Origin of the sequence: Pseudomonas sp. K8, from assembly GCF_014889455.1 — a bacterium.
GTDB lineage: Bacteria > Pseudomonadota > Gammaproteobacteria > Pseudomonadales > Pseudomonadaceae > Aquipseudomonas > Aquipseudomonas veronii.
In genome coordinates this window covers 48989-72862 of sequence record NZ_VJWO01000013.1, presented here as the reverse complement: position 1 = coordinate 72862, position 23874 = coordinate 48989, and the positions used below count along the sequence as shown (strand labels likewise).

Annotated in this window: 20 protein-coding genes and 2 pseudogenes; 12 read left to right on the top strand and 10 right to left on the bottom strand. The window is 62.4% G+C overall.

Annotation, left to right across the window (positions count from 1 at the left end):
• Positions 1-3 precede the first annotated feature (3 nt).
• The 4 genes from INT12_RS12160 to INT12_RS12145 are packed head-to-tail and all read right to left on the bottom strand — an operon-like array spanning position 4 to position 3020.
• Positions 4-786, bottom strand: coding sequence for an amino acid ABC transporter ATP-binding protein (locus INT12_RS12160; protein WP_017846650.1), 783 nt, complete (start codon positions 784-786; stop codon positions 4-6).
• Positions 783-1445, bottom strand: coding sequence for an amino acid ABC transporter permease (locus tag INT12_RS12155; protein WP_177033423.1), 663 nt, complete (start codon positions 1443-1445; stop codon positions 783-785). The genes INT12_RS12160 and INT12_RS12155 overlap by 4 nt, the downstream gene beginning before the upstream one ends.
• Before the next feature lie 11 nt (positions 1446-1456).
• Positions 1457-2119, bottom strand: a complete 663-nt coding sequence (locus tag INT12_RS12150) for an amino acid ABC transporter permease (protein WP_017846652.1) — start codon at positions 2117-2119, stop codon at positions 1457-1459.
• A gap of 52 nt (positions 2120-2171) precedes the next feature.
• The gene (locus INT12_RS12145; protein ID WP_017846653.1) at positions 2172-3020 is read right to left on the bottom strand and encodes a transporter substrate-binding domain-containing protein; all 849 of its coding nucleotides are present in this window, start codon (positions 3018-3020) and stop codon (positions 2172-2174) included.
• 372 nt (positions 3021-3392) lie between these two features.
• Here INT12_RS12145 and INT12_RS12140 point away from each other — a divergent pair, with 372 nt between their 5' ends.
• The gene (locus INT12_RS12140) at positions 3393-3755 is read left to right on the top strand and encodes a thioredoxin family protein (protein ID WP_046487241.1); all 363 of its coding nucleotides are present in this window, start codon (positions 3393-3395) and stop codon (positions 3753-3755) included.
• Between the two features lie 5 nt (positions 3756-3760).
• On the opposite strand, the pseudogene INT12_RS12135 reads toward INT12_RS12140, so the two are convergent.
• The 3 genes and pseudogenes from INT12_RS12135 to rpiB all read right to left on the bottom strand — a co-directional run.
• Positions 3761-5053: pseudogene (locus tag INT12_RS12135) on the bottom strand (TerC family protein); the annotation flags it as partial.
• A 378-nt stretch (positions 5054-5431) separates the two neighbouring features.
• On the bottom strand, positions 5432-6412 hold the full coding sequence (locus tag INT12_RS12130; RefSeq protein WP_017846656.1) for a sugar-binding transcriptional regulator: 981 nt from the start codon (positions 6410-6412) through the stop codon (positions 5432-5434).
• 63 nt (positions 6413-6475) lie between these two features.
• Positions 6476-6937 carry a ribose 5-phosphate isomerase B gene (rpiB, locus tag INT12_RS12125; RefSeq protein WP_017846657.1) on the bottom strand — a complete coding sequence of 154 codons (462 nt, stop codon included), beginning with the start codon at positions 6935-6937 and terminating at the stop codon, positions 6476-6478.
• Between the two features lie 283 nt (positions 6938-7220).
• Here rpiB and INT12_RS12120 point away from each other — a divergent pair, with 283 nt between their 5' ends.
• The 7 genes and pseudogenes from INT12_RS12120 to dhaL all read left to right on the top strand — a co-directional run bounded on the left by INT12_RS12120 (position 7221) and on the right by dhaL (position 14596).
• Positions 7221-8708, top strand: a complete 1488-nt coding sequence (locus tag INT12_RS12120) for a sugar ABC transporter ATP-binding protein (RefSeq protein WP_046383108.1) — start codon at positions 7221-7223, stop codon at positions 8706-8708.
• Positions 8705-9690 (top strand): annotated as a pseudogene (locus tag INT12_RS12115) (ABC transporter permease). Before INT12_RS12120 ends, INT12_RS12115 begins: the two are co-directional and overlap by 4 nt.
• A gap of 37 nt (positions 9691-9727) precedes the next feature.
• On the top strand, positions 9728-10735 hold the full coding sequence (locus INT12_RS12110; protein ID WP_017846660.1) for a substrate-binding domain-containing protein: 1008 nt from the start codon (positions 9728-9730) through the stop codon (positions 10733-10735).
• Positions 10736-10894: 159 nt separating this feature from the next.
• Entirely contained in the window at positions 10895-11650 is a 756-nt protein-coding gene (locus INT12_RS12105) for an SDR family oxidoreductase (RefSeq protein ID WP_046383107.1), read from the top strand.
• A gap of 27 nt (positions 11651-11677) precedes the next feature.
• Positions 11678-12793 carry an MDR/zinc-dependent alcohol dehydrogenase-like family protein gene (locus INT12_RS12100; RefSeq protein WP_046383106.1) on the top strand — a complete coding sequence of 372 codons (1116 nt, stop codon included), beginning with the start codon at positions 11678-11680 and terminating at the stop codon, positions 12791-12793.
• A 153-nt stretch (positions 12794-12946) separates the two neighbouring features.
• Positions 12947-13948 carry a dihydroxyacetone kinase subunit DhaK gene (locus tag INT12_RS12095; RefSeq protein ID WP_017846663.1) on the top strand — a complete coding sequence of 334 codons (1002 nt, stop codon included), beginning with the start codon at positions 12947-12949 and terminating at the stop codon, positions 13946-13948.
• 3 nt (positions 13949-13951) lie between these two features.
• On the top strand, positions 13952-14596 hold the full coding sequence (gene dhaL, locus INT12_RS12090) for a dihydroxyacetone kinase subunit DhaL (RefSeq protein WP_126586723.1): 645 nt from the start codon (positions 13952-13954) through the stop codon (positions 14594-14596).
• 4 nt (positions 14597-14600) lie between these two features.
• On the opposite strand, the gene INT12_RS12085 is transcribed toward dhaL, so the two are convergent.
• Positions 14601-15473, bottom strand: a complete 873-nt coding sequence (locus tag INT12_RS12085; RefSeq protein ID WP_046383104.1) for a LysR family transcriptional regulator — start codon at positions 15471-15473, stop codon at positions 14601-14603.
• A gap of 150 nt (positions 15474-15623) precedes the next feature.
• Between INT12_RS12085 and INT12_RS12080 the strand changes: the two genes are divergently transcribed.
• Positions 15624-17132, top strand: a complete 1509-nt coding sequence (locus INT12_RS12080) for an MFS transporter (RefSeq protein WP_193039740.1) — start codon at positions 15624-15626, stop codon at positions 17130-17132.
• A gap of 54 nt (positions 17133-17186) precedes the next feature.
• Here the strand turns inward: INT12_RS12080 and sohB are convergent, their stop codons facing one another.
• Positions 17187-18212 (bottom strand): protease SohB, encoded by a 1026-nt coding sequence (gene sohB / locus INT12_RS12075; protein ID WP_046383102.1) that lies wholly within the window; start codon positions 18210-18212, stop codon positions 17187-17189.
• Positions 18213-18407: 195 nt separating this feature from the next.
• On the opposite strand from sohB, the gene INT12_RS12070 reads away from it, so the two are divergent.
• A complete protein-coding gene (locus tag INT12_RS12070; protein ID WP_017846668.1) occupies positions 18408-19118 on the top strand; it encodes a histidine phosphatase family protein in 711 nt (236 codons plus the stop codon).
• A gap of 56 nt (positions 19119-19174) precedes the next feature.
• Complete coding sequence (locus INT12_RS12065; RefSeq protein WP_193058860.1) at positions 19175-19489, top strand: SCP2 sterol-binding domain-containing protein; 315 nt, start codon at positions 19175-19177, stop codon at positions 19487-19489.
• Positions 19490-19668: 179 nt separating this feature from the next.
• Here INT12_RS12065 and INT12_RS12060 read toward each other — a convergent pair whose 3' ends face one another.
• Complete coding sequence (locus tag INT12_RS12060; protein ID WP_193039739.1) at positions 19669-22299, bottom strand: MGH1-like glycoside hydrolase domain-containing protein; 2631 nt, start codon at positions 22297-22299, stop codon at positions 19669-19671.
• 195 nt (positions 22300-22494) lie between these two features.
• Here INT12_RS12060 and INT12_RS12055 point away from each other — a divergent pair, with 195 nt between their 5' ends.
• The gene (locus INT12_RS12055) at positions 22495-23871 is read left to right on the top strand and encodes a VOC family protein (protein ID WP_193039738.1); all 1377 of its coding nucleotides are present in this window, start codon (positions 22495-22497) and stop codon (positions 23869-23871) included.
• Positions 23872-23874 lie beyond the last annotated feature (3 nt).

Genomic DNA, 23874 nt, shown 5'->3' with positions numbered 1-23874 from the left:
CAGTTAAAAACGAATGTTCTTCAGGAATTCCGCCAGGCGCGGCGACTGCGGGCGTTCGAAGATGTCCTTCGCCGAGCCCTGTTCTTCAATGCGCCCCTGATTCATGAAGACGATTTTGTCCGAGACTTCGTAGGCAAAGCGCATCTCATGGGTCACCAGCAACATGGTCATGCCTTCTTCCGCCAGGCCCTTGATCACGCTGAGCACTTCGCCCACCAGTTCCGGGTCGAGGGCCGAGGTGACTTCGTCGAACAGCATCAGGCTGGGGTTCATCGCAATCGCACGGGCGATGGCCACGCGCTGTTGCTGGCCGCCGGACAACTGGCCGGGGAAGTGATTGCGGCGTTCCAGGAGCCCTACACGGTCCAACCATTTTTCCGCCAAGGCCACGGCTTCGTCCTTAGGCATTTTCTTAACTTTCAACAAGCCCAGGGTGACGTTCTGCAGCGCCGTCAGGTGCGGGAACAGGTTGAACTGCTGGAAGGCCATGCCGGTCATGGCGCGATGCTGGGCGATCACCCGCTCCGGGTGGCGCACGCGCTTGCCGGCGATGTCGCTGTAGCCGATGGACTCGCCATCCAGGCTGATCTGACCGCCCTGGAACTCTTCGAGCAGGTTGACGCAGCGCAGCAGCGTGGTCTTGCCCGAGCCGCTGGAGCCGATCAACGTCACCACGTTGCCGCGCTGCATGGACAGGTCGACGCCCTTGAGCACTTCCACCGTGCCGTATTGTTTGCGCAGGCCGCGAATGTCCAGCAGCGGTTGGGTCGTTTGAGGTTGGTTCATGGCAAGGCCACCCGCTTTTCAATGTAGCGCCCGAATAACTCGATGGCGTAGTTGATGACAAAAAACAGAAAACCCGCGAACAGGTAGAACTCCAGGGTCATGAAAGTGCGCGCGATCACCTGCTGGGTACTGAGCAGCAACTCGGCGACACCGATCACCGACAGCAGGGTCGAGGCCTTGACGATTTCCGTGGAGGAATTGACCCAGGTCGGCAAAATCTGCCGCAGCGCCTGGGGCAACAGCACGTAGCCCAGGGACTGGTGGAACGTCAGGCCAATCGCCTTGCCCGCTTCCATTTGCCCGCGGGGAATGGCTTGCAGCGCGCCGCGCACGATCTCCGCGACGTGGGAGCCGCAGAACAGCGTCAGCCCGACCGCACCGGCCTGGAACGCGCTGATCTGCCAACCGAGCGCCGGCAGCATGTAGAAACACGCCAGCACCAGCACAAACACCGGCGTGCCACGGATCAGGTCGACATACAGACGAAACGGCAGACGCATCCAGAATCTGCCGTAGGTCAGGATCAACCCGGCGACGATGCCGATCAGGGTGCCGAAGATAATCGCCAGCGCCGAGACATAGACGCTGGCCTGGAACCCGGCCCAGAGGGTGTCCCGGGCGATCCACAACTCATGCAGCCAGCTGGGGGATTGGTACATGCGAGCCTCTTCTAACGACGGATCGCCAGACGCTGTTCCAAGTAACGGAGCAGCATGGCGATCAGGTAACAGGCGGCCACGTAGAGCGCGGTCGTGACCAGCCAGGTTTCGATCACCCGGTAGCTTTCGACGTTGATCTTGCGGGCGTAATAGGTCAGCTCCGGCACCGCGATCGCGGCGGCCAGCGAGGTGTCCTTGAACAGCGAAATGAAGTTGTTCGACAGCGCCGGCAGTACGTTGCGCAGCATCACCGGCACGGTGATATAGGCGCGAATCCGCCACTCGCCCAGGCCGATGGCCAACCCGGCTTCGCGCAAGCCCTTGGGAATATTCAGCAGCCCGGCGCGGAACACTTCGGTCAGGTAGGCACCGGCGTACAGCGACAGGGTGATGATGAACGACGGGATCTTGTCCAGGCGGATACCCAGGCTGGGCAAGGCGAAGTAGATCAACAGGATCAGCACCAGGATCGGCGTATTGCGCACCACCGTCACATACACCGAGGCCAACAGGCGCAGCGCGCGGTGCTTGGACAGCATGGCAAACGCCATCAGCAGGCCGATCACGCAACCGATGGCGATCGACAGCAGCGCCAATTCGAGGCCGAGCCCCAGCCCCGCCAGCAAGGTGTCGAAGTCGCGCCACACGGCGGCAAAGTTCAACTGATAGTTCATGGTCGACAGTACCTGATGGGGGCGCCGTTCGCGGCGCCCCGGTTTTCACGAATCACTTGAACTCGACGGGGAAACCAATCGCCGGCTCCGGCAGGTCGACGCCGAACCATTGCTTGAACGAGGCCTTGTAGGTGGGGAATTCCACACCGGTCATGGCTTCGTGCAGCGCGGTGTTGACGAAGTTCAGCCAGTCCTGGTCGCCACGCTTGACCGCGCACGCGTAGGTTTGCGGGCTCCAGGCATACGCCGGGCTGCGGTAGCGGCCGGGGTTCTGCACCATCAGGTACTTGACCGAAGACTGGTCGGTGGCGGCCGCATCGGCGCGGCCGGAGTTCACCGCCTGGTACATCAGGTCGACGCTGTCGTACTGGTCGACCTTGGCCTTGGGCAGCGCCTGGTGGACCAGTTCTTCGGCGTAGACGTTTTGCAGCACGGCCACGGTGACGCCGTCGCCGGCGGCCTGCAGGTCTTCGATCTCCTTGTATTTGCTGTTGTTCGGCAGCAGCAGGCCGACGCCTTCGCGGTAGTACGGCAGGGTAAACGCTACCTGCTGCGCACGGCTGGCGGTGACGGTAATGAACTGGCAACTCATGTCGACTTTGTCGGTCAGCAGGTTGGGAATCCGCGCGTCGGAGGACTGCACCACAAACTCGACCTTGCTCGGGTCGTTGAACAAGCCCTTGGCCACGATGCGGCCGATGTCGATGTCAAACCCCTGCAACTTGCCATCCGCTCCCTGGAAGTGCCACGGCGCATTGGTACTGCCTGTACCCACGATCAGATGCCCACGCTTGAGCACATCATCGAGCTTGCTGCCCGCCGCCTGCACAGTGCTTGCGAGGGAAGCCGATGCGGCGAAGAGAAAAACACACGCTTTGAACACGGAAGGTCGGTGATGCATGACAAGCACTCCAGGAGTTGTGTATTCCGCTATACCGGAACTTAGTATGTAACAACGGAATAGACAGCAGAAAGTGTGCCATACGCACGAGCGGGAAAATAGGTTGGGAATAAACTCGTTTTAAATCAGCGATATAAACATTCATGCGACACAAGGCGTATCGCCAGCAGGTGCAATCCCTTTGCTACCCAAGGCCCCACACTGCGGTGACAGGCTCACCTGGGCGCACCAGCCTGGCGTTACCGCGCACCATGGCAGTGCGCGCACTTGAACGGGTTCTGACGGGCGTGCGAGCGACCTGTGAAGATTGACAGTAGACGCAGGCGTTCTTCCCACCTAGCGTAAGCGCAGGTACAACAGGGAGAAGCCCTCGTGAACTATGTCAACGCGGTGGTTGAGGACAAGGCTGCGTTTGAACGGGAACTGAATACCCCGCAGCCTGTGTTTATCGTGTTCATGTCACATGACTGCACCGCGTGCAGTGACGCGATGCCGCGCTTCATGCGAATCAGCGAGCGTTACAAGGACCAGGCCAAAGTCTTGATCCTTGACTGCGTCAACACGCCCAGGCATCCGCGTGTCGACCGCATTCCGATGCTGCTGATCTACCGCGACCAGGTACTGCTCGACGCCCTCCCCGGCCTTGCCGAAGACGCGCTGGAAAGCGCCTTCGAGCAGTACACCCAAGCCTATCCGGTCACGCCTGTGGCACCAGCCCCCGGAAAACCTGCATGAACCATGGCGTCCGGCAACTCACCGGCAATGGACTCAAGAATATCGGTCATGCTCAACACGCCGATGAACTCACCGCACTCGTTGATCACGAAGGCGATGTGGGTCGAGGCCTGGCGCATCTGTTCCAGGGCGTTGAGGATCGAGCAACTCGCCAGCAAGTTGATCGCCCGGCGCGCCAGTTGCTCAAGATCCGGTTCGTTGCCGGCCAGGTAATCCTTGAGCAACTCCTTCTTATGCACAAAACCTAATGGCTCATCGACAGCACCGTTGCGGATCAACGGCAGGCGCGAGTAGGACGAACGCATCAGTTTCAGGCGGATAGTGTCGCGATCGTCCGCCAAATCGATAAAGTCGACCTTGGCCCGCGGCGTCATCAAGCTGCGGATCGGCCGCGCGGCCAGTTGCAGCACGCCGCTGATCATTACGCGCTCACGTCGGTCGAACAGCGGGCCCTGAGTCACATCCGGTTCACCCAACAGATCGGCCACCTCTTCGCCCACCTCGTCCTCCGTCAGGTTGCGCCCGCCGAGCAAGCGCATCACCGCATGGGCGGTGCGCTCCCGCACGGGCAACACGCCTTGCGCCGACTTCTTGCGCCGGGCCCGGGCAATCTGGTTGAACACCTCGATCAGGATCGAGAAACCAATCGCCGCATACAGGTAGCCTTTCGGAATATGAAAGCCCAGGCCTTCGGCGGTCAGGGCGAAACCGATCATCATCAAGAAGCCCAGGCACAGCATGATCACCGTCGGGTGCGCGTTGACGAAGCGGGTCAGCGGCTTGCTCGCGACGATCATCAGGCCGATGGAAATGATCACCGCGATCATCATCACCGCCAACTCATCGACCATGCCCACGGCGGTAATCACCGCGTCGAGGGAGAACACCGCGTCGAGCACCACGATCTGCGCGACAATCGGCCAGAACATCGCATAGGCCACATTGCCCGAGCGTTGCACCACATGGCCCTCAAGGCGTTCATGCAATTCCATGGTGGCCTTGAACAACAGGAACACACCACCGAACAGCATGATCAGGTCACGCCCGGAGAAGCTCTTGTCGAACACCTCGAACAACGGCTGGGTGAGGGTCACCAACCAGGAAATACTCGCCAGCAAGCCCAGGCGCATCAGCAAGGCCAGGGACAAACCGATCAACCGCGCACGGTCGCGCTGCTCCGGCGGCAACTTGTCCGCCAGGATCGCGATAAACACCAGGTTGTCGATGCCCAGCACCAGCTCCAACACAATCAACGTCAACAGGCCAAGCCAGGCCGTAGGGTCCGCTAACCATTCCATTTATAGAGTCTCTTTATCAGTGTTCAGAATGCCGGGCACGGCAAAGCGCGGTCAGGGGACCGGGAAAGGGTTAACCATTGGAATACGAGGTGCTTCAGCGGGAACAGCGACAGCGGTTGTCTTGGAGAAAGACGACTGGGGGGCTCCGAAAGGGCGTTCATGCAAGTCCTGAAATAACAAAAGGACCTCAATCCTACATTCGAAATACAAATTCCCTACAACACAAAACCATTACAAAACCTGTCCCCAAACCCCATGTGCGAGGGGGCTTGCCCCCGATGACGGTGTATCAGCCAGCATATATGTAACTGAAAGACCACTATCGGGAGCAAATCAAATCGTCGCCCCCCCCCCTCCCACACCTTGACCTGTGGCGTATCAGGCTTTACGGGTCGCTTCATCCAGCGCCAATATGGTATGAGCATTCGTGACCGTGGTCGCAAGGGTGTTGATCACCCCCGACCGCAACGCCCCCAGCGTGGCCGCCGCCTTGGTGTTCTCGCTGGCAATTGCCACCACATCCGGAATCCGGAACAACTCCTGCACCGTCAGCCCGATCACCCGCCCCTGGATGGCGTTGACCGCCGGCTGCCCGTGGATATCGATAAAGTCATACCCCATCATGTCGCCCACCGTGCCGGACAACCGCGCCTGGGCAATCTCCTGGGGCGAGAACCAGCCCATGCGTACCATGTTGCTGTTCTCGCTCATGTCGCCGATGCCGATCAGCGCAATGTCGGCACGCCGCGCCCGATCGAGGGTCGAGCGCACCGTGTCGTTATTGATCAGCACGCCGCGCAGTTCCGGGTTGGCCACCAGGGCCGGCGCGTACAGGCTTTCACTCTCGCCGCCAAAGCGCAGGGCCAGGCGCCGGCAGATATGGTCGGGGTTCATGTATTCGCCAGCCTTGAGCGAACCGCCGATGGCGCAGACAAATGTGCAATTGCGCGTCACCGGCAGGAACACGTTATCGGCCACCGCGCCAACATTACGCCCCATGCCCACGGCGACGATCATGCCGTCGCTCAAAGTCTTGTTCAGGTAATTGGCCACCAGGCTAGCGACGGCCGAGCGCTGGGTGTCGGGGTCGCTGTGGTCGACGGCGATCAGGGCGCGGTCGAGCTTGAAGCGCTCCACCAAGGCGCGTTCCAGCTCATTGTTCATCGCCGGGTGCTGCAACACGCGCACTTCGACAATGCCTTCATCGCGCGCACGTTTGAGCAGGCGACTGACTTTTGCCCGCGACAGGTCAAAGCGCTTGGCGATGGCTTCCTGAGTGACGTTTTCGAGGTAATAGAGCATCGCCACTTCGGTCATCTGATCGATATCGCTGGCAATGCGCTGGCTACTGTCACTCATGGGGACGGGCTTCCGTTTCGGCGTCAAAGGCACATTCTCCCGACTCTTGCCCCGCCACGTCCACTACTGATGCCCATCGCGCTCGATCGCATTGATGCGCGCGACCTTGGCCCCGGAACGCGCCGCCTCGAACTCCGAGGCCAGGAACGCGGTGACGATGCTCTTGGCCAGCTCGGCGCCGATCACCCGTGCGCCGATGGACAGGATCTGCGCATCGTTGCTCTTGCGCGCGCGCTCCGCCGAGTACGTGTCATGGGCCTGCGCCGCGCGAATCCCCAACACCTTGTTCGCCGAGATGGCCATGCCGATCCCGGTGCCGCACACCAGCACGCCCAGGCGCTGCTGCCCGGCATTGATGGCATTGGCCACGGCCAGCGCGATGTCCGGGTAGAGCACCGGCGCGGTGGAATGGGTGCCGAAGTCGGTCACTGGGTAGCCCAGCGTCTCGATATGGCGCTTTAACAGCTCTTTGAGCTCAAAACCCGCTTCATCGCATCCGATAGCCACCGGGAAAGGTGTGTTCATGGCGTCTGGCTCCGCTGCCGAGGTCGTGCTTATGACTGATCAGATGATCACTCAGTGAAATATCGTTCAGTCATTTCGCGGGCATCACCCCCTCTCTGTCAAGCATGATTTAACTGACCCGGCAGTCAAAGCGGTCTAGAAAGGCGTTATTGGCGAAAAACATCAGAATCCCAGCTTTTACATGAAAGAGATTGACTGATCAGAATTTCATTTGATACACATATGCTCACAGCGAAACATGACTGTGCGACCTAATAAGAATTCACAGCACGAGGACACGCCGATGGCCACGCCATTACTGCTCCAGGCTGAACACGTCGCCAAGGCTTACGCCGGTATCCCTGCCCTGCGTGACGGGCGCCTCTCTCTGCGTGCCGGCAGCGTCCACGCCCTGTGCGGCGGCAATGGCGCGGGCAAGTCGACGTTCCTGAGCATCCTGATGGGCATCACCCCGCGCGACGCCGGCACCATCCTGCTCAACGGCACAGCGGTGCAGTTCAACCGCCCGAGTGAAGCCCTGGCATCGGGGATCGCAATGATCACCCAAGAGCTGGAACCCATCCCCTACATGACCGTCGCCGAAAATATCTGGCTGGGCCGCGAACCACGCCGTGCCGGCTGCATCGTCGACAACAAGGCCCTGAACCGGCGCACCCGCGAGCTGCTCGAAAGCCTGGAGTTCGACGTCGACGCCAGCAGCCCGATGCACCGCCTCAGCGTGGCGCAGATCCAACTGGTGGAAATCGCCAAGGCGTTCAGCCATGACTGCCAGGTGATGATCATGGACGAACCCACCTCGGCCATCGGCGAGCACGAAGCGCAGACCCTGTTCAAGGCGATCCGCCGCCTCACCGCCCGTGGCGCCGGCATCGTGTATGTGTCGCACCGCTTGAGCGAACTGGCGCAGATTGCCGATGACTACAGCATCTTCCGCGACGGCGCCTTCGTGGAAAGCGGGCGCATGGCAGATATCGACCGCGACCATTTGGTGCGCGGCATCGTCGGCCAGGAACTGACGCGCATCGACCACAAGGTCGGCCGCGAATGCGCCGCCGCCACCTGCCTGCAGGTCGACAACCTGAGCCGTAAAGGCGAGTTCCACGACATCAGCCTGCAACTGCGCCAGGGCGAGATCCTTGGCATCTATGGCCTGATGGGTTCGGGGCGCAGCGAGTTCCTCAATTGCATCTACGGGCTGACGGTGGCCGATTCCGGCAACGTCACCCTGCAAGGCAAACCCATGCCGATCGGGCAGCCCAAGGCAACCATCGACGCCGGCATGTCGCTGGTCACCGAAGACCGCAAAGACAGCGGCCTGGTGCTGACCGGCAGCATTCTGTCGAACATCGCCCTGTCGGCCTACAAACGCCTGTCGAGCTGGTCGCTGATCAACGCGCGCAAGGAAACCCGCTTGGCCCAGGACATGGTCAAGCGCCTGCAGATCAAGACCGCCTCCCTGGAACTGCCGGTGGCCTCCATGAGCGGCGGCAACCAGCAGAAAGTCGTGCTCGCCAAATGCCTGTCGACCGAACCGGTGTGCCTACTGTGTGACGAGCCCACTCGCGGCATCGACGAAGGCGCCAAGCAGGAGATCTACCACCTGCTCGACCAGTTCGTGCGTGCCGGCGGCGCCGCCATCGTGGTGTCGTCGGAAGCCCCGGAACTGCTGCACTTGAGCGATCGCATCGCCGTATTCAAAGGCGGCCGACTGGTGACCATCAGCACCGACACCGCCCTTTCCCAGGAAGCCTTGTTGAGTCTTGCCTCATGAATGCCAAAACCCTGTCCACCCCAGCCACCTCCATCACCGCCGCGCCGCGCAACCGCCTGCGCCTGTCCCTCGACCGCTTCGGCCTGCCGCTGGTGTTCATCCTGCTGTGCGTGGTGATGGCATTTTCCAGCGAATACTTCATGACCTGGCGCAACTGGATGGACATCCTGCGCCAGACCTCCATCAACGGCATCCTCGCCGTGGGCATGACCTACGTGATCCTGACCAAGGGCATCGACCTGTCCGTGGGTTCGATCCTCGCGTTTGCCGGACTGTGCAGCGCGATGGTCGCGACCCAGGGTTACGGCCTGCTGGCGGCGGTGAGCGCCGGGATGTTCGCCGGGGCGATGCTCGGCGTGGTGAATGGTTTCATGGTCGCCAACCTGTCGATCCCGCCGTTCGTGGCCACCCTCGGCATGCTCAGCATTGCGCGCGGCATGACCTTCATCCTCAACGACGGCAGCCCGATCACCGACCTGCCAGATGCCTACCTAGCACTGGGTATCGGCAAGATCGGCCCGATCGGCATCCCCATCATCATCTTTGCCGTGGTCGCGCTGATCTTCTGGATGGTGCTGCGCTACACCACTTACGGCCGTTATGTGTACGCGGTGGGCGGCAATGAAAAGAGCGCGCGCACCTCCGGCATCGGCGTGCGCAAGGTGATGTTTTCGGTGTACGTGGTCTCGGGCCTGCTCGCCGGACTGGCCGGCGTGGTGTTGTCGGCGCGCACCACTTCCGCCCTGCCCCAGGCGGGGTGTCCTATGAGCTGGACGCGATTGCCGCCGTGGTGATCGGCGGCACCAGCTTGTCGGGCGGCACCGGCAGCATTGTCGGCACGCTGTTCGGCGCGCTGTTGATCGGCGTGATCAACAACGGGCTGAACCTGCTCGGCGTGTCGTCCTATTACCAGCAGGTCGCCAAGGGCCTGATCATCGTGTTCGCAGTACTGATCGACGTGTGGCGCAAGAAAAAACGCTAGAGAACGACCCAACTACAACAATAACGGAGTTCCCCTCATGAAACTTGGTACCACCCTGGCCGCCGTGGCGGCCCTCTCCCTGCTCGCCAGCAGTATCGCCGTGGCCGCCGACGGCAAAACCTACAAGGTCGGCGCAGCCGTCTACGGCCTCAAGGGCCAGTTCATGCAGAACTGGGTCCGCGAGCTCAAGGAACACCCGGCGGTCAAGGACGGCACCGTGCAATTGACCGTGTTCGACGGCAATTACGACGCCCTGACGCAGAACAACCAGATCGAAAACATGGTGACCCAACACTACGACGCGATCCTGTTCGTGCCCATCGACACCAAGGCCGGCGTCGGCAGCGTGAAGCAGGCCATGAGCAACGACGTGGTGGTGATTGCCTCCAACACCAAAGTGGCCGACGCCGCCGTGCCATATGTAGGCAACGACGACGTCGAAGGCGGCCGCCTGCAGGCCCAGGCCATGGTCGACAAGCTCAACGGCAAGGGTAACGTGGTGATCATCCAGGGCCCGATTGGCCAGTCGGCGCAGATCGACCGGGAAAAAGGCGAGCTGGAAGTGCTGGGCAAGCACCCCGGCATCAAGATCATCGAGAAAAAAACCGCCAACTGGGACCGCGCCCAAGCCCTGGCGCTGACTGAAGACTGGCTCAACGCCCACCCCAAAGGCATCAACGGCGTGATCGCGCAGAACGACGACATGGCCCTGGGCGCTGTGCAGGCCCTGAAGTCCCACGGCCTGACCTCCAAGGACGTGCCCGTTACCTCGATCGACGGTATGCCGGATGCGATCCAGGCGGCGAAGAAAGACGAAGTCACCACCTTCCTCCAGGACGCCCAGGCCCAGTCCCAAGGCGCATTGGACGTGGCATTGCGCGCCCTCGCCGGCAAGGACTACAAACCGCAATCGGTGATCTGGGAACGTTATGCCAAGGACGTGAAATGGGCCGACGGCACCGCCAAGACCTACATCCTGCCGTGGGTGCCGGTGACCAACGCCAATGCCGACGCGCTGTACCAACAAGTCAGCGGCGGCAAGTAACTACTGGCTTGAAACACACTCAAGTGTGGGAGCAAATGTGGGAGGGGGCTTGCCCCCGATAGCGGTGCACCAGTGATAGATCAGGTGACTGACACACCGCCATCGGGGGCAAGCCCCCTCCCACATTGAATCTCCAGTGCATTAAAAGAGGAGTCATTCATGTCTGGATTCTGGAACCAAGCCTTCGACCTCACCGGCCGTTGCGCGGTGATCACCGGCGGTGCCGCCGGCATCGGCCTGGCCTGCGCCAGCCTGCTGGTCGAACGCGGCGCGCGGGTGGCGCTGCTGGACCGCGACCCGGCGGTGGTGGCCGTGGCCGCCGGCCTCGGCGCCGAGCATCTGGGCATTGCCGTCGACCTCAGCCAGATCGACCAGGTGCAACACAGCGTCGACCGGGTTTTCGCCCACTTCCAACGCCTCGATTACCTGATCAACAGCGCCGGCGTGGCCTTGCTCGACAAGGCCATCGACGTCAGCGAAAGCGCCTGGGACACCACCCTCGACATCAACCTCAAGGCCAGCTTCTTCGTCGCCCAGGCCTGCGCCCGGCACATGCTCGCCCAGGGCGGCGGGCGCATCGTCAACCTGGCCTCCCAGGCCGCGGTGATCGGCCTGGACCGGCATGTCGCGTATTGCGCGAGCAAAGCGGCCATCGTCGGCATGACCAAGGTATTGGCCATGGAATGGGCGCCACAGATCAACGTCAACGCCATCTCCCCCACCATCGTCGAGACCGCGCTGGGCAAGCAGGCCTGGGCCGGCGAAGTCGGCGAACGGGCCAAATTGCAGATCCCGGCGGGCCGCTTTGCCCAGCCGGAAGAAATCGCCGGGCTGGCGCTGTACCTGCTCAGCGACGCGGCGCAAATGATCACCGGCGCCAACATGGTGATCGACGGCGGCTACAGCATTCAATAATTCATCTATTTGTCGTGAGGTTTTGTCATGTCCACCGTTACCGAACGCACGCCCGAGCAACTCACCCCGATCATCCCGAAAACCATGCAGGCCGTGGTCTGCCATGGCCCGGAAGACTACCGCCTGGAAACCGTCGACGTGCCCACCCCCGGCCCCGATGAAATCCTCACCAAGGTCGAGCTGTGCGGCATTTGCATGGGCGACATCAAGACCTATCGCGGCGCCCCGTCGTTCTGGGGCGACGCCGAGCAACCGCGCTACGTCAAGCCGCCGATGATCCCCGGCCACGAATTCGTCTGCCGCGTGGTGGCCCTCGGCCCCGGCGCGGAAAAGCGTGGAGTGAAGGTCGGCGACCGGGTGATCTCGGAGCAGATCGTGCCGTGCTGGGGCTGCCGCTTCTGCAACCACGGCCAGTACTGGATGTGCCAGAAACACGACCTGTATGGCTTCCAGAACAATGTGCAGGGCGCCATGGCGCAGTACATGATCTTCACCAAGGAAGGCATCATCCATAAAGTGCCGGACTCGATTGCGCCGGACGAGGCGATCCTGATCGAACCGCTGGCCTGCTCGCTGCACGCGGCGGAGCGCGCCAATGTAGATTTCGACGACGTGGTGGTGGTCGCCGGCGCCGGTACGCTGGGCCTGGGGATCATCGGCGCAGTACGCATGCGCAATCCGAAAAAGCTGATCGTGCTCGACATGAAACCCGAACGCGCCGCCCTTGCCCTGCGCATGGGCGCCGACGAAGTGTGGAACCCGGCCGAGGTGGACGTGCTGGCGAAGATCCGCGCAATCACCGACGGCTACGGCTGCGACATCTATATCGAAGCCACCGGTCATCACAAGGCCGTCAACCAGGGCCTGGCGATGCTGCGCAAACTCGGGCGTTTCGTTGAGTTCAGCGTGTTCAACGACGAGGCTACGGTGGATTGGTCGATCATCGGCGACCGCAAGGAACTGGACATCCTCGGCTCGCACCTGGGGCCGTACATGTACCCGCGCGCCATCGACTTTATCGGCAACCGCAAGATCGACATGCGTGACGTGGTGACCCACAAGTTCGCCCTGGCGGACTTCAAGGAAGCGTTTGCGGTGATGGAGCGAGGCGACAAATCACTCAAGGTCGTCCTCGAACCCTAAACACACCACGCATCCCAATGTGGGAGGGGGCTTGCCCCCGATAGCGGTGGCTCAGTAATTGATGAGCTCACTGTCACGCCGCCATCGGGAGCAAGCCCCCTCCCACACTGAACAGCTGTGAACCCATAAAACAAGAACACAGGAACCCGCGTTATGAATCGAGTCATCAACGATCCGGACCACGTGGTCGAGGACATGCTGCGCGGCATCCTGGTCGCGCATCCGCAATTGCGCCAGTACGAAACCAATCCACGGGTCATCGTCAAAGCCAAACCGTCGGGCCAAGGCTGCGTCGGCATCGTCACCGGCGGCGGTTCGGGCCATGAGCCGGCCTTCCTCGGCTACGTCGGCCCCGGCCTGGTCGACGCCGTGGCCGTCGGCGAGATTTTTTCCTCGCCCACCGCCAAGAGCTTCTTCGATGCGTTCCGCGCCGCCGACCACGGCGCCGGCGTGGCCTGCCTGTACGGCAACTATGCCGGCGACAACATGAACGTGAAGCTGGCAATGAAAATGGCCGCCAGCAAAGACATGCGTATCCGCACCGTGGTCGCCAACGACGACGTGGCGTCCGCGCCCAAGGCCGAGATCGCCAAGCGGCGCGGCGTGGCCGGGGAAATCTTCATGTGGAAGATCGGCGGTGCCGCCGCTGCCCAGCACTACGACCTGGACGGTGTGATCCGCGTCGCCCAGAAAGCCGTCGACCACTGCCGCTCGATCGGCATCGGCCTCACCCCCTGCACCATTGCCGCCGTGGGCAAGCCGAACTTCGAGATTGCGGACGGCCAGATGGAACTGGGCATCGGCCATCACGGCGAACCGGGCATCGAAGTCATCCCGATCGAACCCGCCGCCGCCATGGCCGAGCGCATGCTCGCGCCGATCCTCGCCGACCGCGACTTCAGCCAGGACGACAGCGTGGTGGTGCTGGTCTCCGGCCTCGGCGCCACGCCGGTGATGGAGCTGTATATTTTCTACGCCGAGGTGGAACGCCAACTCACCGCCAAGGGTTTGAAAATCCACCGTTGCTACGTGGGCAACTACTTCACGTCCCTGGAAATGATGGGCGTGACCCTGACCCTGCTCGGCCTCGACACCGAGCTGAAAACCCTGATCGACCAACCCTGCCGTTCCATCGGCATGACCCAGGCGGAGTGAACCATGAGCGAGCATTTTTCCACCCGCGATGGCAGCGCCATCGTCGCCGACCTGGTCAGCGTGATCGTGGCCAACCGTGAGTACCTCAGCGAAATCGACGGCGCGATTGGCGACGGCGACCACGGCATCAACATGGCCAAGGGGTTCGCCCATTGCGGGCGCTCGATCGAAGGCCGCCAACTGAGCCTGGCCGAAGCCCTGGACGAACTGACCCTGAGCCTGATGGAAGGCATCGGCGGCTCCATGGGGCCGTTGTACGGCAGCCTGTTTATCGGCATGGCCGATGAAGTGCGCGGCTGCGAAGACATCGACGCGGCCACCTTCGCTCACCTGCTGCGCGGCGGCCTGACCTCGTTGCAGGACATCACCGAGGCCGGCGTGGGTGACAAGTGCCTGATGGACACCTTGATCCCGGCGGTCGAAGCGTTCGAGCGGGCCCATGCACAGGGGGCGTCCTTCGGCGATGCGCTCGACACGATGAAAACCGCCGCCTCACAGGGGCGCGACTCGACCAAGGACCTGGTGGCCAAGATCGGCCGCGCCAGCCGCCTGGGCGAACGCTCACTGGGCGTGCTGGATGCCGGCGCGGTGTCGTGCTGCCTGATCCTCACCCGCCTGGCCGATTCCGTGCAGCCGCGGCTGGTGTAACGCTTCAGGCTGGCGCTTGTTTGACCTGCTGGATATACCGCGCCACCGCCGGCGCTTGCTCGAAGCGCCGGTGAATCAACGACAGCCACGACGCCGCCTCACTGCCCTGGATACTGCGATAGACCACGCCCGGCAGACTCACATGCCCGACCACCGACGCCGGCACCACGGCCACGCCCTGCCCCAACGACACCAATGCCACCACCGCGACCAACCCGCCCGGCTGCGGCCCCAGGCGCGGCGCATAACCGCCTTGGGCGGCGACGTGCAACGTGCCGCTGATCTGCTCCGGCAGGATAAACGTCTCGTTTTGCAGATGCTCGCAACCGATGCCCTTCAAGCCCAGTAACCAGGAATCCTGGGGCAGCGCCAACACGAAACCTTCGCGGTGCAGGCGTACCGCCTCCACGCCGTCGGGCAACGTCATCGGCGAACGGATGTAGCCTATGTCGTAGCGCCCATCCGCCACCGCGCCGGGCAAGGTCGCCATCGCACATTCGCGCACGTTCACGCTGACGTCGGGAAACGCCTGGCTGAACCCGTGCATTTGTCGCTGCAACAACCCGGAATACACCGCCGAAGCCACGTAGCCCAATTCGATGTGGCCGGTCTCGCCACGCCCGGCACGCTGGGCACTGCGCTGGGCAAATTCGAATTGACGCACGGTGGCTTCAGCCTCGACCAGCAGCGCGGCGCCGGCTTCGGTCAGGCTGACTTCGCGCTGCTGACGGATAAACAAGCGCGTGCCCAGGCTGGTTTCCATGTCCTGGATCTGCCGGCTCAAGGTCGGCGGGGCGATGCCCAACTGCTCGGCGGCGCGAGTGAAGTTGCGCTGTCGGGCCACGGCCAGGAAGTAGCGAAAATGGCGGATGTCCATACGAGGATTAGCTCAAAGGTAATGAAGTGCTTCGCCGTGGCTAACAAAGGCAGCAGCGTGCGGGGATAAGCTCAAGGTACTTCAACAGTAGAGAGCCCTTGCGATGTCCGTCAACTGCCTTTTCCATATTGCCTGTAGGGTAATTACAGCATGAGCCGGGTCAGTCCACGCCTGACACTGCTGACCGCTTCCGGCGTCTGCTCGCTGATCGTGCTCGACACCAATATCGTCGCCGTCACCCTGCCGAGTATCGCCCGCGACCTGGGGGCCAACTTCGCGGATATCGAGTGGGTGGTCAGCGCCTATATGCTCGCCTTCTCCGCGCTGTTGTTGCCCGCCGGCAGCGTCGCCGACCGCTTCGGCCGCAAGAGGAGCCTGACCTGGGGCCTGGGTATTTTCATCCTCGCCTCCCTCGGCTGCGGCGCCGCGCCCAGCGCGCTGTGGCTGGATATCGCGCGCGCCGTCAAAGGCGTCGGTGCCGCGCTGCTGCTCACCTCGGCGCTCGCCTCCATTGGCCACACCTTCCACGACGAAGTGGAGCGGGCCAAGGCCTGGGCGTTCTGGGGCGCGTGCATGGGCGTGGCAATGACCGCCGCACCGACCCTCGGCGGCTTGATCACCGAGTACCTGGGCTGGCGCTGGATTTTCTACCTCAACCTGCCGGTGGGCCTGGGGTTGATGGCGCTGGTGCTGCACGCCATCCCCGAGTCCCGCGATACCCTGGCTGCGCGGCTCGACCCGTGGGGCAGCCTGGCGTTCAGCGCCAGCCTGCTGTGTTTGATCTGGGGGTTGATCGAGGCCAACCGCATCGGCTGGGACAACCCGCTGACCTACGCGCGCCTGCTCGGTGGCGGGTTGCTCCTGGGCGTGTTCGTGCTGGTCGAGCGGCTGCAGCAGCGGCCGATGGTCGACCTGCAACTGTTCCGTCACCCGCGCTTTATCGGCGCCCTGCTGGGCATGTTCGCCTACGCCGGCTGCGCCCAAGTGATGATGACGTTGCTGCCGTTTTACCTGCAGAACGGCCTGGGCTTTTCGGCGATTGCCTCGGGCCTGGGCATGCTGCCGTTCGCGCTGACAATGCTGATTGGCCCACGGATCGGCGCACGCCTGGCGCAACGCTTGGCGCCGGCAACCATGATGGCCAGCGGTTTGACCCTCGTCGGCTGCGGCAACCTGTTGAGCGCCTGGGCGCTGAATGTCGGCGGCTACCTGCCCTTTGCCCTGGCGATTGCAGTCACCGGGGCCGGGGCCGGTTTGCTCAACGGCGATACGCAGAAAAACATCATGGCCTGCGTGCCACGGGAGCGTGCGGGGATGGCCTCGGGCATGAGCACCACCATGCGCTTCAGCGCGATCATGCTGGCCATCGGCGTGTATGGGGCACTGCTGAGCAGCCACAGCGAACAGCTGTTGCGCGCAAGTATCGACCCGCAATGGCAGGCGCAGGTGGCGGGAATCGCTTCGCGGGTGGTGGCGGGTGATATGCCTGCGGCGCTGAACCTGGTGCCTGAGTCGGCACGGGTGATGGTGCAACCGCTGGCGCGGCAGGCGTTTGTGGACGGGTTCAGCGGGGTGTTGTGGGTGGCAGGGTTATTGGGATTGCTCGGAGCGCTGGTGGTGGGGAGGCTGATGCGCAAGCCGATACCCACACCGAACTAAATGTGGGAGGGGGTAAGCTCCCTCCCACAGGTATTACCTATACCCCAAAAAGGCTTACCAGAACCGCTGCTGGGTCAACCGGCTCCACCAGGTCAGCAGCACGCGGTCCACCGAACCGCTGGCCGCCAGGCCCACGCGCTCTTGCAGGCTCTTGCGCTCAGAGTAATGCAGGTGGAATACCTCGGCGGTCTTGGCCTTGGTGGCCAGGTATTCGTCGCTGGTTTGCAGCTCGTCGACCAGTTGCTTGTCGAGGGCTGCAACACCCAGCCACACTTCCCCGGTCGCCACTTCGTCGATCGCCAGCTGCGGGCGATAGCGCGACACGAAGTTCTTGAACAACTGGTGGGTGATGTCCAGGTCTTCCTGGAACTTCTCCCGGCCCTTCTCGGTGTTTTCGCCAAACACGGTGAGGGTGCGTTTGTATTCGCCGGCGGTCAGCACTTCAAAGTCGATATCGTGCTTTTTCAACAGGCGGTTGACGTTGGGCAACTGCGCCACCACCCCGATGGAACCGAGGATCGCGAACGGTGCGCTGATGATCTTCTCGCCGATGCACGCCATCATGTAGCCGCCGCTGGCCGCGACCTTGTCGATGCACACGGTCAACGGCACGCCCGCCTGGCGAATCCGCGCCAGTTGCGACGACGCCAAACCGTAGCTGTGAACCATGCCGCCGCCGCTTTCCAGGCGCAGCACCACTTCGTCCTTGGGCGTGGCCAGGCTCAGCAAGCCAGTGATTTCATGACGCAGGCTCTCGGTGGCCGAGGCCTTGATGTCGCCGTCGAAGTCGAGCACGAACACCCGTGGCTTGGCCTCGGGTTTCTTTTTGCTGTTCTTCTTTTCGGCTTTGCTTTCAGACTTGCGCAGGGCCTTGAGCTGATCCTTGTCGAGCACGGTCGATTCAAGGCGCTCGCGCAGGCCTTTGTAGAAATCATTCAGCTTGCTGACCTGCAACTGGCCAGCCGATTTGCGACGGCCTTTGCTGCGCAGTGCCGCGAAGCTGATCAGTACCACCAGAATCGCGACCACCAGGGTGACGGTCTTCGCCAGAAAGCTCGCGTATTCAGCCAAAAAATCCATGTGTCTCCTTAACAATGCACGGCGCCAGGCGCGGATCGCCCAAGCATACCGACGGGACCGCCGGGGAGCCAGTGCTCAAACCGCCAGCAGGCAGGCGCTCTAACACGCTTTTAAAACAAGCGTATGTTTTTTCATTGACAGCTCGCAGGCATCCTCATAACCTCGCCAGACTTTCAACGTACCGGGAAAACGGACGTGGGCAGCATCTATCTGATTCGACATGGCCAGGCCTCCTTCGGTGCAGACGACTATGACGTCCTGTCGCCCGTCGGCGTGGAACAAGCGCAAATCCTCGGTCGCCACCTGGCAGACATGGGCGTGACGTTCGACCGCTGCGTCGCCGGCGACCTACGCCGCCAGCAGCACACCGCCACGGCCGCGTTCGATCAATACAGCGCCCTCGGCCTGGCGGTTCCAGCCCTGGAAGTCGACAGCGCCTTCAACGAATTCGACGCCGACGCGATCATCCGCGCCCTGCTCCCCGACCTGCTCACCCGCGAACCCGACGCCCTGGACATCCTGCGCAACGCCGCGCAGAACCGCAGCGAATTCCAGCGCATCTTCGCCCTGATCATCGAGCGCTGGGTGGCCGGCACTTACGATACGCCGGGGCTGGAAAGCTGGCTGGGGTTTGTCGAGCGCGTCCAGGGTGGCCTGCAGCGTCTGCTGGAAGCGGCCGACAACACGCACAAGATCGCCGTGTTTACCTCCGGCGGCACTATTACCGCCCTGCTCCACCTGATTACCCGGATGCCGGCCGCCCAGGCCTTCGAACTGAACTGGCAAATTGTTAACACCTCGCTCAACCAGCTGAAATTCCGCGGTCGCGAGGTGGCACTGGCTTCCTTCAACAGTCATACCCACTTGCAACTGTTGAAGGCGCCGCAGCTCATCACTTTCCGATGAAGTGCGGCCAACCGTGACCCCAAGGTCGCTGGACTCTACCCTAAAGGATCGAAACCATGACTGACGTAGCTAAAGCCGTAGAAGCAATGAAAGCCAAATTCAACCCAGCCGCTGCTGCCGGCCTGGACCTGGTATTCGGTTTCTGTATCGATGACAGCAAACACTTCTCGCTGAGCGTCAAAGACGGCACCTGTGAACTGCAGGAAGGCGAAAACCCTGACGCCCAGGTGACCCTGGTCATGAACGGCGAAACACTGGAAGGCATCGTCAGCGGCGACACCGACGGCATGCAGGCCTTCATGAGCGGCAACCTGCGCACCGAAGGCGACATGATGCTGGCGATGAAGCTGAGCGATCTGTTCCCTTCCTGAGAACGCTGGCTGTAACGCACGCATTGAAACGACAAATCCCGCCAATGGCGGGATTTGTCGTTTCTCGGCCGGCGATCAGCGGCGTCGACTTTCTTGAACTGCTCCAAATCTGGTGGGGGATGGCAGCGTTCGCCATGATCTACATCCTTGTAAAACTCGGGGCGGCGAATTTACCCGATTCAAGGCATGGACGGTACATGCAACAGCAACGCCACCAACGCACTCCACCCCGTCTGGTGTGACGCCCCCAACCCGCGCCCGGTCTCCCCATGGAAATACTCATGGAACAACACCAGATCACGGCTGGCCGGGTCCGCCTCCAACTGCGCATACCCGGCCATCGACGGACGCAGGCCATTGTCATCCCTGAGGACCAATCGGCTCAGGCGCTGGCTGAGGCTGTCGGCGACTTCCTCCAGGGACGACAGATAACCACTGCCCGTCGGGTACTCCACCGAGAAGTTATCCGCGTAGTACCGATGAAACTCGCGCAACGATTCGATCAGCATGTAATTCACCGGCATCCACAACGGCCCGCGCCAGTTGGAATTGCCGCCGTACAGACGCGAATCGGACTCACCGGGTTGGTAGCGCGCGCACAACGTGTCGCCGTTCATCTTCAGCGCCAGGGGCTGCTCGGCGAAGGCCTTGGACATTGAGCGCACGCCAAACGCCGAAAGAAACTCACCGTCATCCAGCATCCGCCGCAGCAAGTCCTTGGTGCGCTCGCCGCGCAATAACGCCAGCAACAGGCGATTGCCCTGCCCCGGTTCGTTCCAGCGCGAGACCAGCTTGGCCAGGTCCGGCCGGTGGTGCATGAAGCCCAACAACCGCTCACGCAAGCCTTCGAGGCCCTCATGCTCGCGCTGTTCCAGTACCAGCACGGCGAACAGCGGCATCAGGCCGACGATGGAACGCAGGCGCACCGGTTCGTTCTGACCGTCGGGACGGTGCAGTACGTCGTAGAAGAACAGGTCCTGTTCGTCCCACAGGCCCTCGGCGCTGTCGTCGACACGGTTGATCGCGCCGGCGATATACAGGAAGTGCTCGAAAAACTTCACCGCGATATCGACGTACACGACATTGCGCTTGGCCAGTTCCAGCGCGATACGCATCAGGTCCAGCGCATACGCCGCCACCCACGCCGTGCCGTCGGCCTGATCCAGTTGGTAGCCCGGCGGCAGCGCGGCCGAGCGGTCGAACAAGGCGATATTGTCCAGGCCGAGGAACCCACCCTGGAACAGGTTGCGCCCTTCGGCATCCTTGCGGTTGACCCACCAGGAGAAATTCAACAGCAACTTGTGGAAGATCCGCTCCAGGAAATCCATGTCGCCGACGCCGGTCAACGCCTTGTCCTGCTGATACACCCGCCAACAGGCCCAGGCATGCACCGGCGGGTTGGCGTCGTCGAAGCGCCATTCATAGGCCGGCAACTGGCCGTTGGGGTGCATGAAGCGGTCCTTCACCAGCAGCAACAGTTGTTGCTTGGCATACCCCGGATCGATCAGCGCCATGGCCACCGCCTGAAAGCCCTGGTCCCAGGAGGCATACCACGGGTATTCCCAGGTGTCGGGCATGGAGAGGATGTCGAAGTTGGACAGGTGCCGCCAATGGCTATTGCGCCGTTGCAGGCGTTCGGGCGGCGGCGCGGGTTGGGTCGGGTCGCCGTCGAGCCATTGGTTCACGTCGAAATAATAGAGCTGCTTGGACCACAGCAAACCGGCCAGGGCCTGGCGCTGCACATTGCGCGCATCGGCATCGGCGATACCCTGTTGCAACGCGGCGTAGAAGTCATCGGCTTCCTGGCGGCGCTGTTCAAACAGCTTGCGCGCATTGACCTCGGGCGCGTCCTTGGGCGCAAAACGCAGATACACGACTTTGCGCTCCAGCCCCGCCAACTCCAGGATGAAACGCGCGGCCGCCTTGGTGCCGCTGTCGCGGCGAATCGCGGTTTCCTGCCCCGCCACCACGTAATCGTTGATCCCATCCTTGAACGGCCCCGGCGCCGGTTGCCCGTCCAGCTTGGGGGCGTTGCTTTCGTTTTCGCAGAACAGCCATTCGACGCCGTCCTGGCCCCAGGCACTGAGGTGGCGGTCCGGCAATTCATGATGCCGCGCCAGCACGCGCTCGCCGTCCAGCCGCAACTGCGGTTTCGGCGCGCCGACGGCCCAGCTCCAATCATTGCGCGCCCACACCTGCGGCAGCACTTGCAGGCGTGTCGGCTGGTCGGAGCGGTTGTGGACGCTGACGCGCATGAAGATATCGTCGGGCTGGTGCTTGGCGTATTCGACGCTGACATCGCAATACCGGTTGTCTTCGAACACGCCGGTATCGAGGATTTCGTACTCGGCGTCCGCCAGCCCGCGCTGGGCGTTTTCGGCGATCAGGTCGGCGTAGGGAAACGCCGCGTGGGGATATTTGTAGAGCATACGCATGTAGGCATGACTCGGCACACCGTCGACGAAAAAGTACAGTTCCTTGACGTCCTCACCGTGGTTGCCCTCGGCGTTGTTCAGGCCGAACAGGCGCTCCTTGATGATCGCGTCATGCTCGTTCCACAGCGCCAGGCCCAGGCACCAGCGTTGCGCCTTGTCACTGAACCCGGCCAGGCCATCCTCGCCCCAGCGGTAAGCGCGGCTGCGCGCATGTTCGTGCGGGAAGTAACGCCAGGCATCGCCGTCGGCGCTGTAGTCCTCGCGCACCGTGCCCCATTGGCGTTCGCTCAGGTACGGGCCCCACTCGCGCCAGCACTCGGCGGAATCGGCGGCCAGGCGCTGGCCTTCAGTGGTTTGCACAATAGTGGCGCTCATCCAATCCTCCCTCAGCCATCGCGTAAGGCCAGTGTAGAACCCATTCCCGGCGGGATGCACATGAAGACGGTTTTACCCCACTCATTCGTTTGCAGAATGAAGTCCAGAGGAATCTTCGTTTGCGCGGGCCTGCGGCGCCCAACAGAATCGGGGGTAACGGCATTCATTACTCTTACCGCAGCCAGGAATTTTTCTATGCCCAGCACCGCGTTTATCAGCCCCGACGACATCCGCAAAGGTTTTTCCAAGGCCATGTCCGACATGTACCGCGATGAAGTGCCCCTGTACGGCGCGCTGATGGAGCTGGTGGCCGACATCAACCGCCGCGTGCTCGACGCCGACCCGAGCCTGGCGCAACAACTGCAACGGACCGGCGAAATCCAGCGCCTGGACATGGAACGCCACGGCGCCATTCGCCTGGGTACCGCCGCCGAACTGGCGACCATCCGCCGCCTGTTCGCGGTGATGGGCATGCAACCGGTGGGCTACTACGACCTGACCCCGGCCGGCGTGCCGGTGCATTCCACCGCATTTCGCGCCGTGCATGAATGCGCGCTGCAAACCAGCCCGTTTCGCGTATTCACCTCGTTGCTGCGCCTGGAACTGATCGAGAACCCCGAACTGCGCGCCTTCGCCGAAGCCGCCCTGGCCAAGCGTTCGATCTTCACCTCCGGCGCCCTCGCCCTGATCGAACAAGCGGAACGCGATGGCGGCCTCAACGCTGACGACGCCGAGGCATTCATCCGCCAGGCCCTGGAAACCTTCCGCTGGCACCACACCGCCACCGTCACCGCCGCGCAGTACCGGCAACTGAGCGACCAGCATCGCCTGATCGCCGACGTGGTGGCCTTCAAGGGCCCGCACATCAACCACCTGACCCCGCGCACCCTGGATATCGACCAGGTCCAGGCCGCCATGCCCGACAAAGGCATCACCCCCAAAGCCGTGATCGAAGGCCCGCCGCGCCGCCACTGCCCGATCCTGCTGCGCCAGACCAGCTTCAAGGCCCTCGACGAAACCATCGCCTTCACCGACGCCCAAGGCAGCCACAGCGCACGTTTCGGCGAAATCGAACAACGCGGCGTCGCCCTCACACCCAAAGGCCGCGCGCTGTACGACCAACTGCTGAATGCCGCCCGCGACGCACTCGGCGCCTTCCCCAACGAAGCCAACGCCGCGCATTACATGCACTTGATGGAACAGCACTTCCAGGCCTTCCCGGACGACCACACACAAATGCGCGAACAAGGCCTGGCCTACTTCCGCTACTTCGCCACCGACAAAGGCCTCGCGGCACGCGGCCAAGCCGACCAACCGCGCACGCTGGACGCGCTGATCGCCGCCGGTCACGTCGATGTAGAACCGCTGGTGTATGAGGATTTTCTGCCGGTGAGTGCCGCGGGGATTTTCCAGTCGAACCTGGGGGATGCAGCGCAAAGTCACTACGCAGCCAATTCGAACCAGGCCGAATTCGAACAGGCACTGGGGCGCAAGACCCTTGATGAGTTGGCGCTGTATGCCGAGACGCAACAACGCTCGATGGATGAATGCACTCACACGCTACTGGCCTGAAAC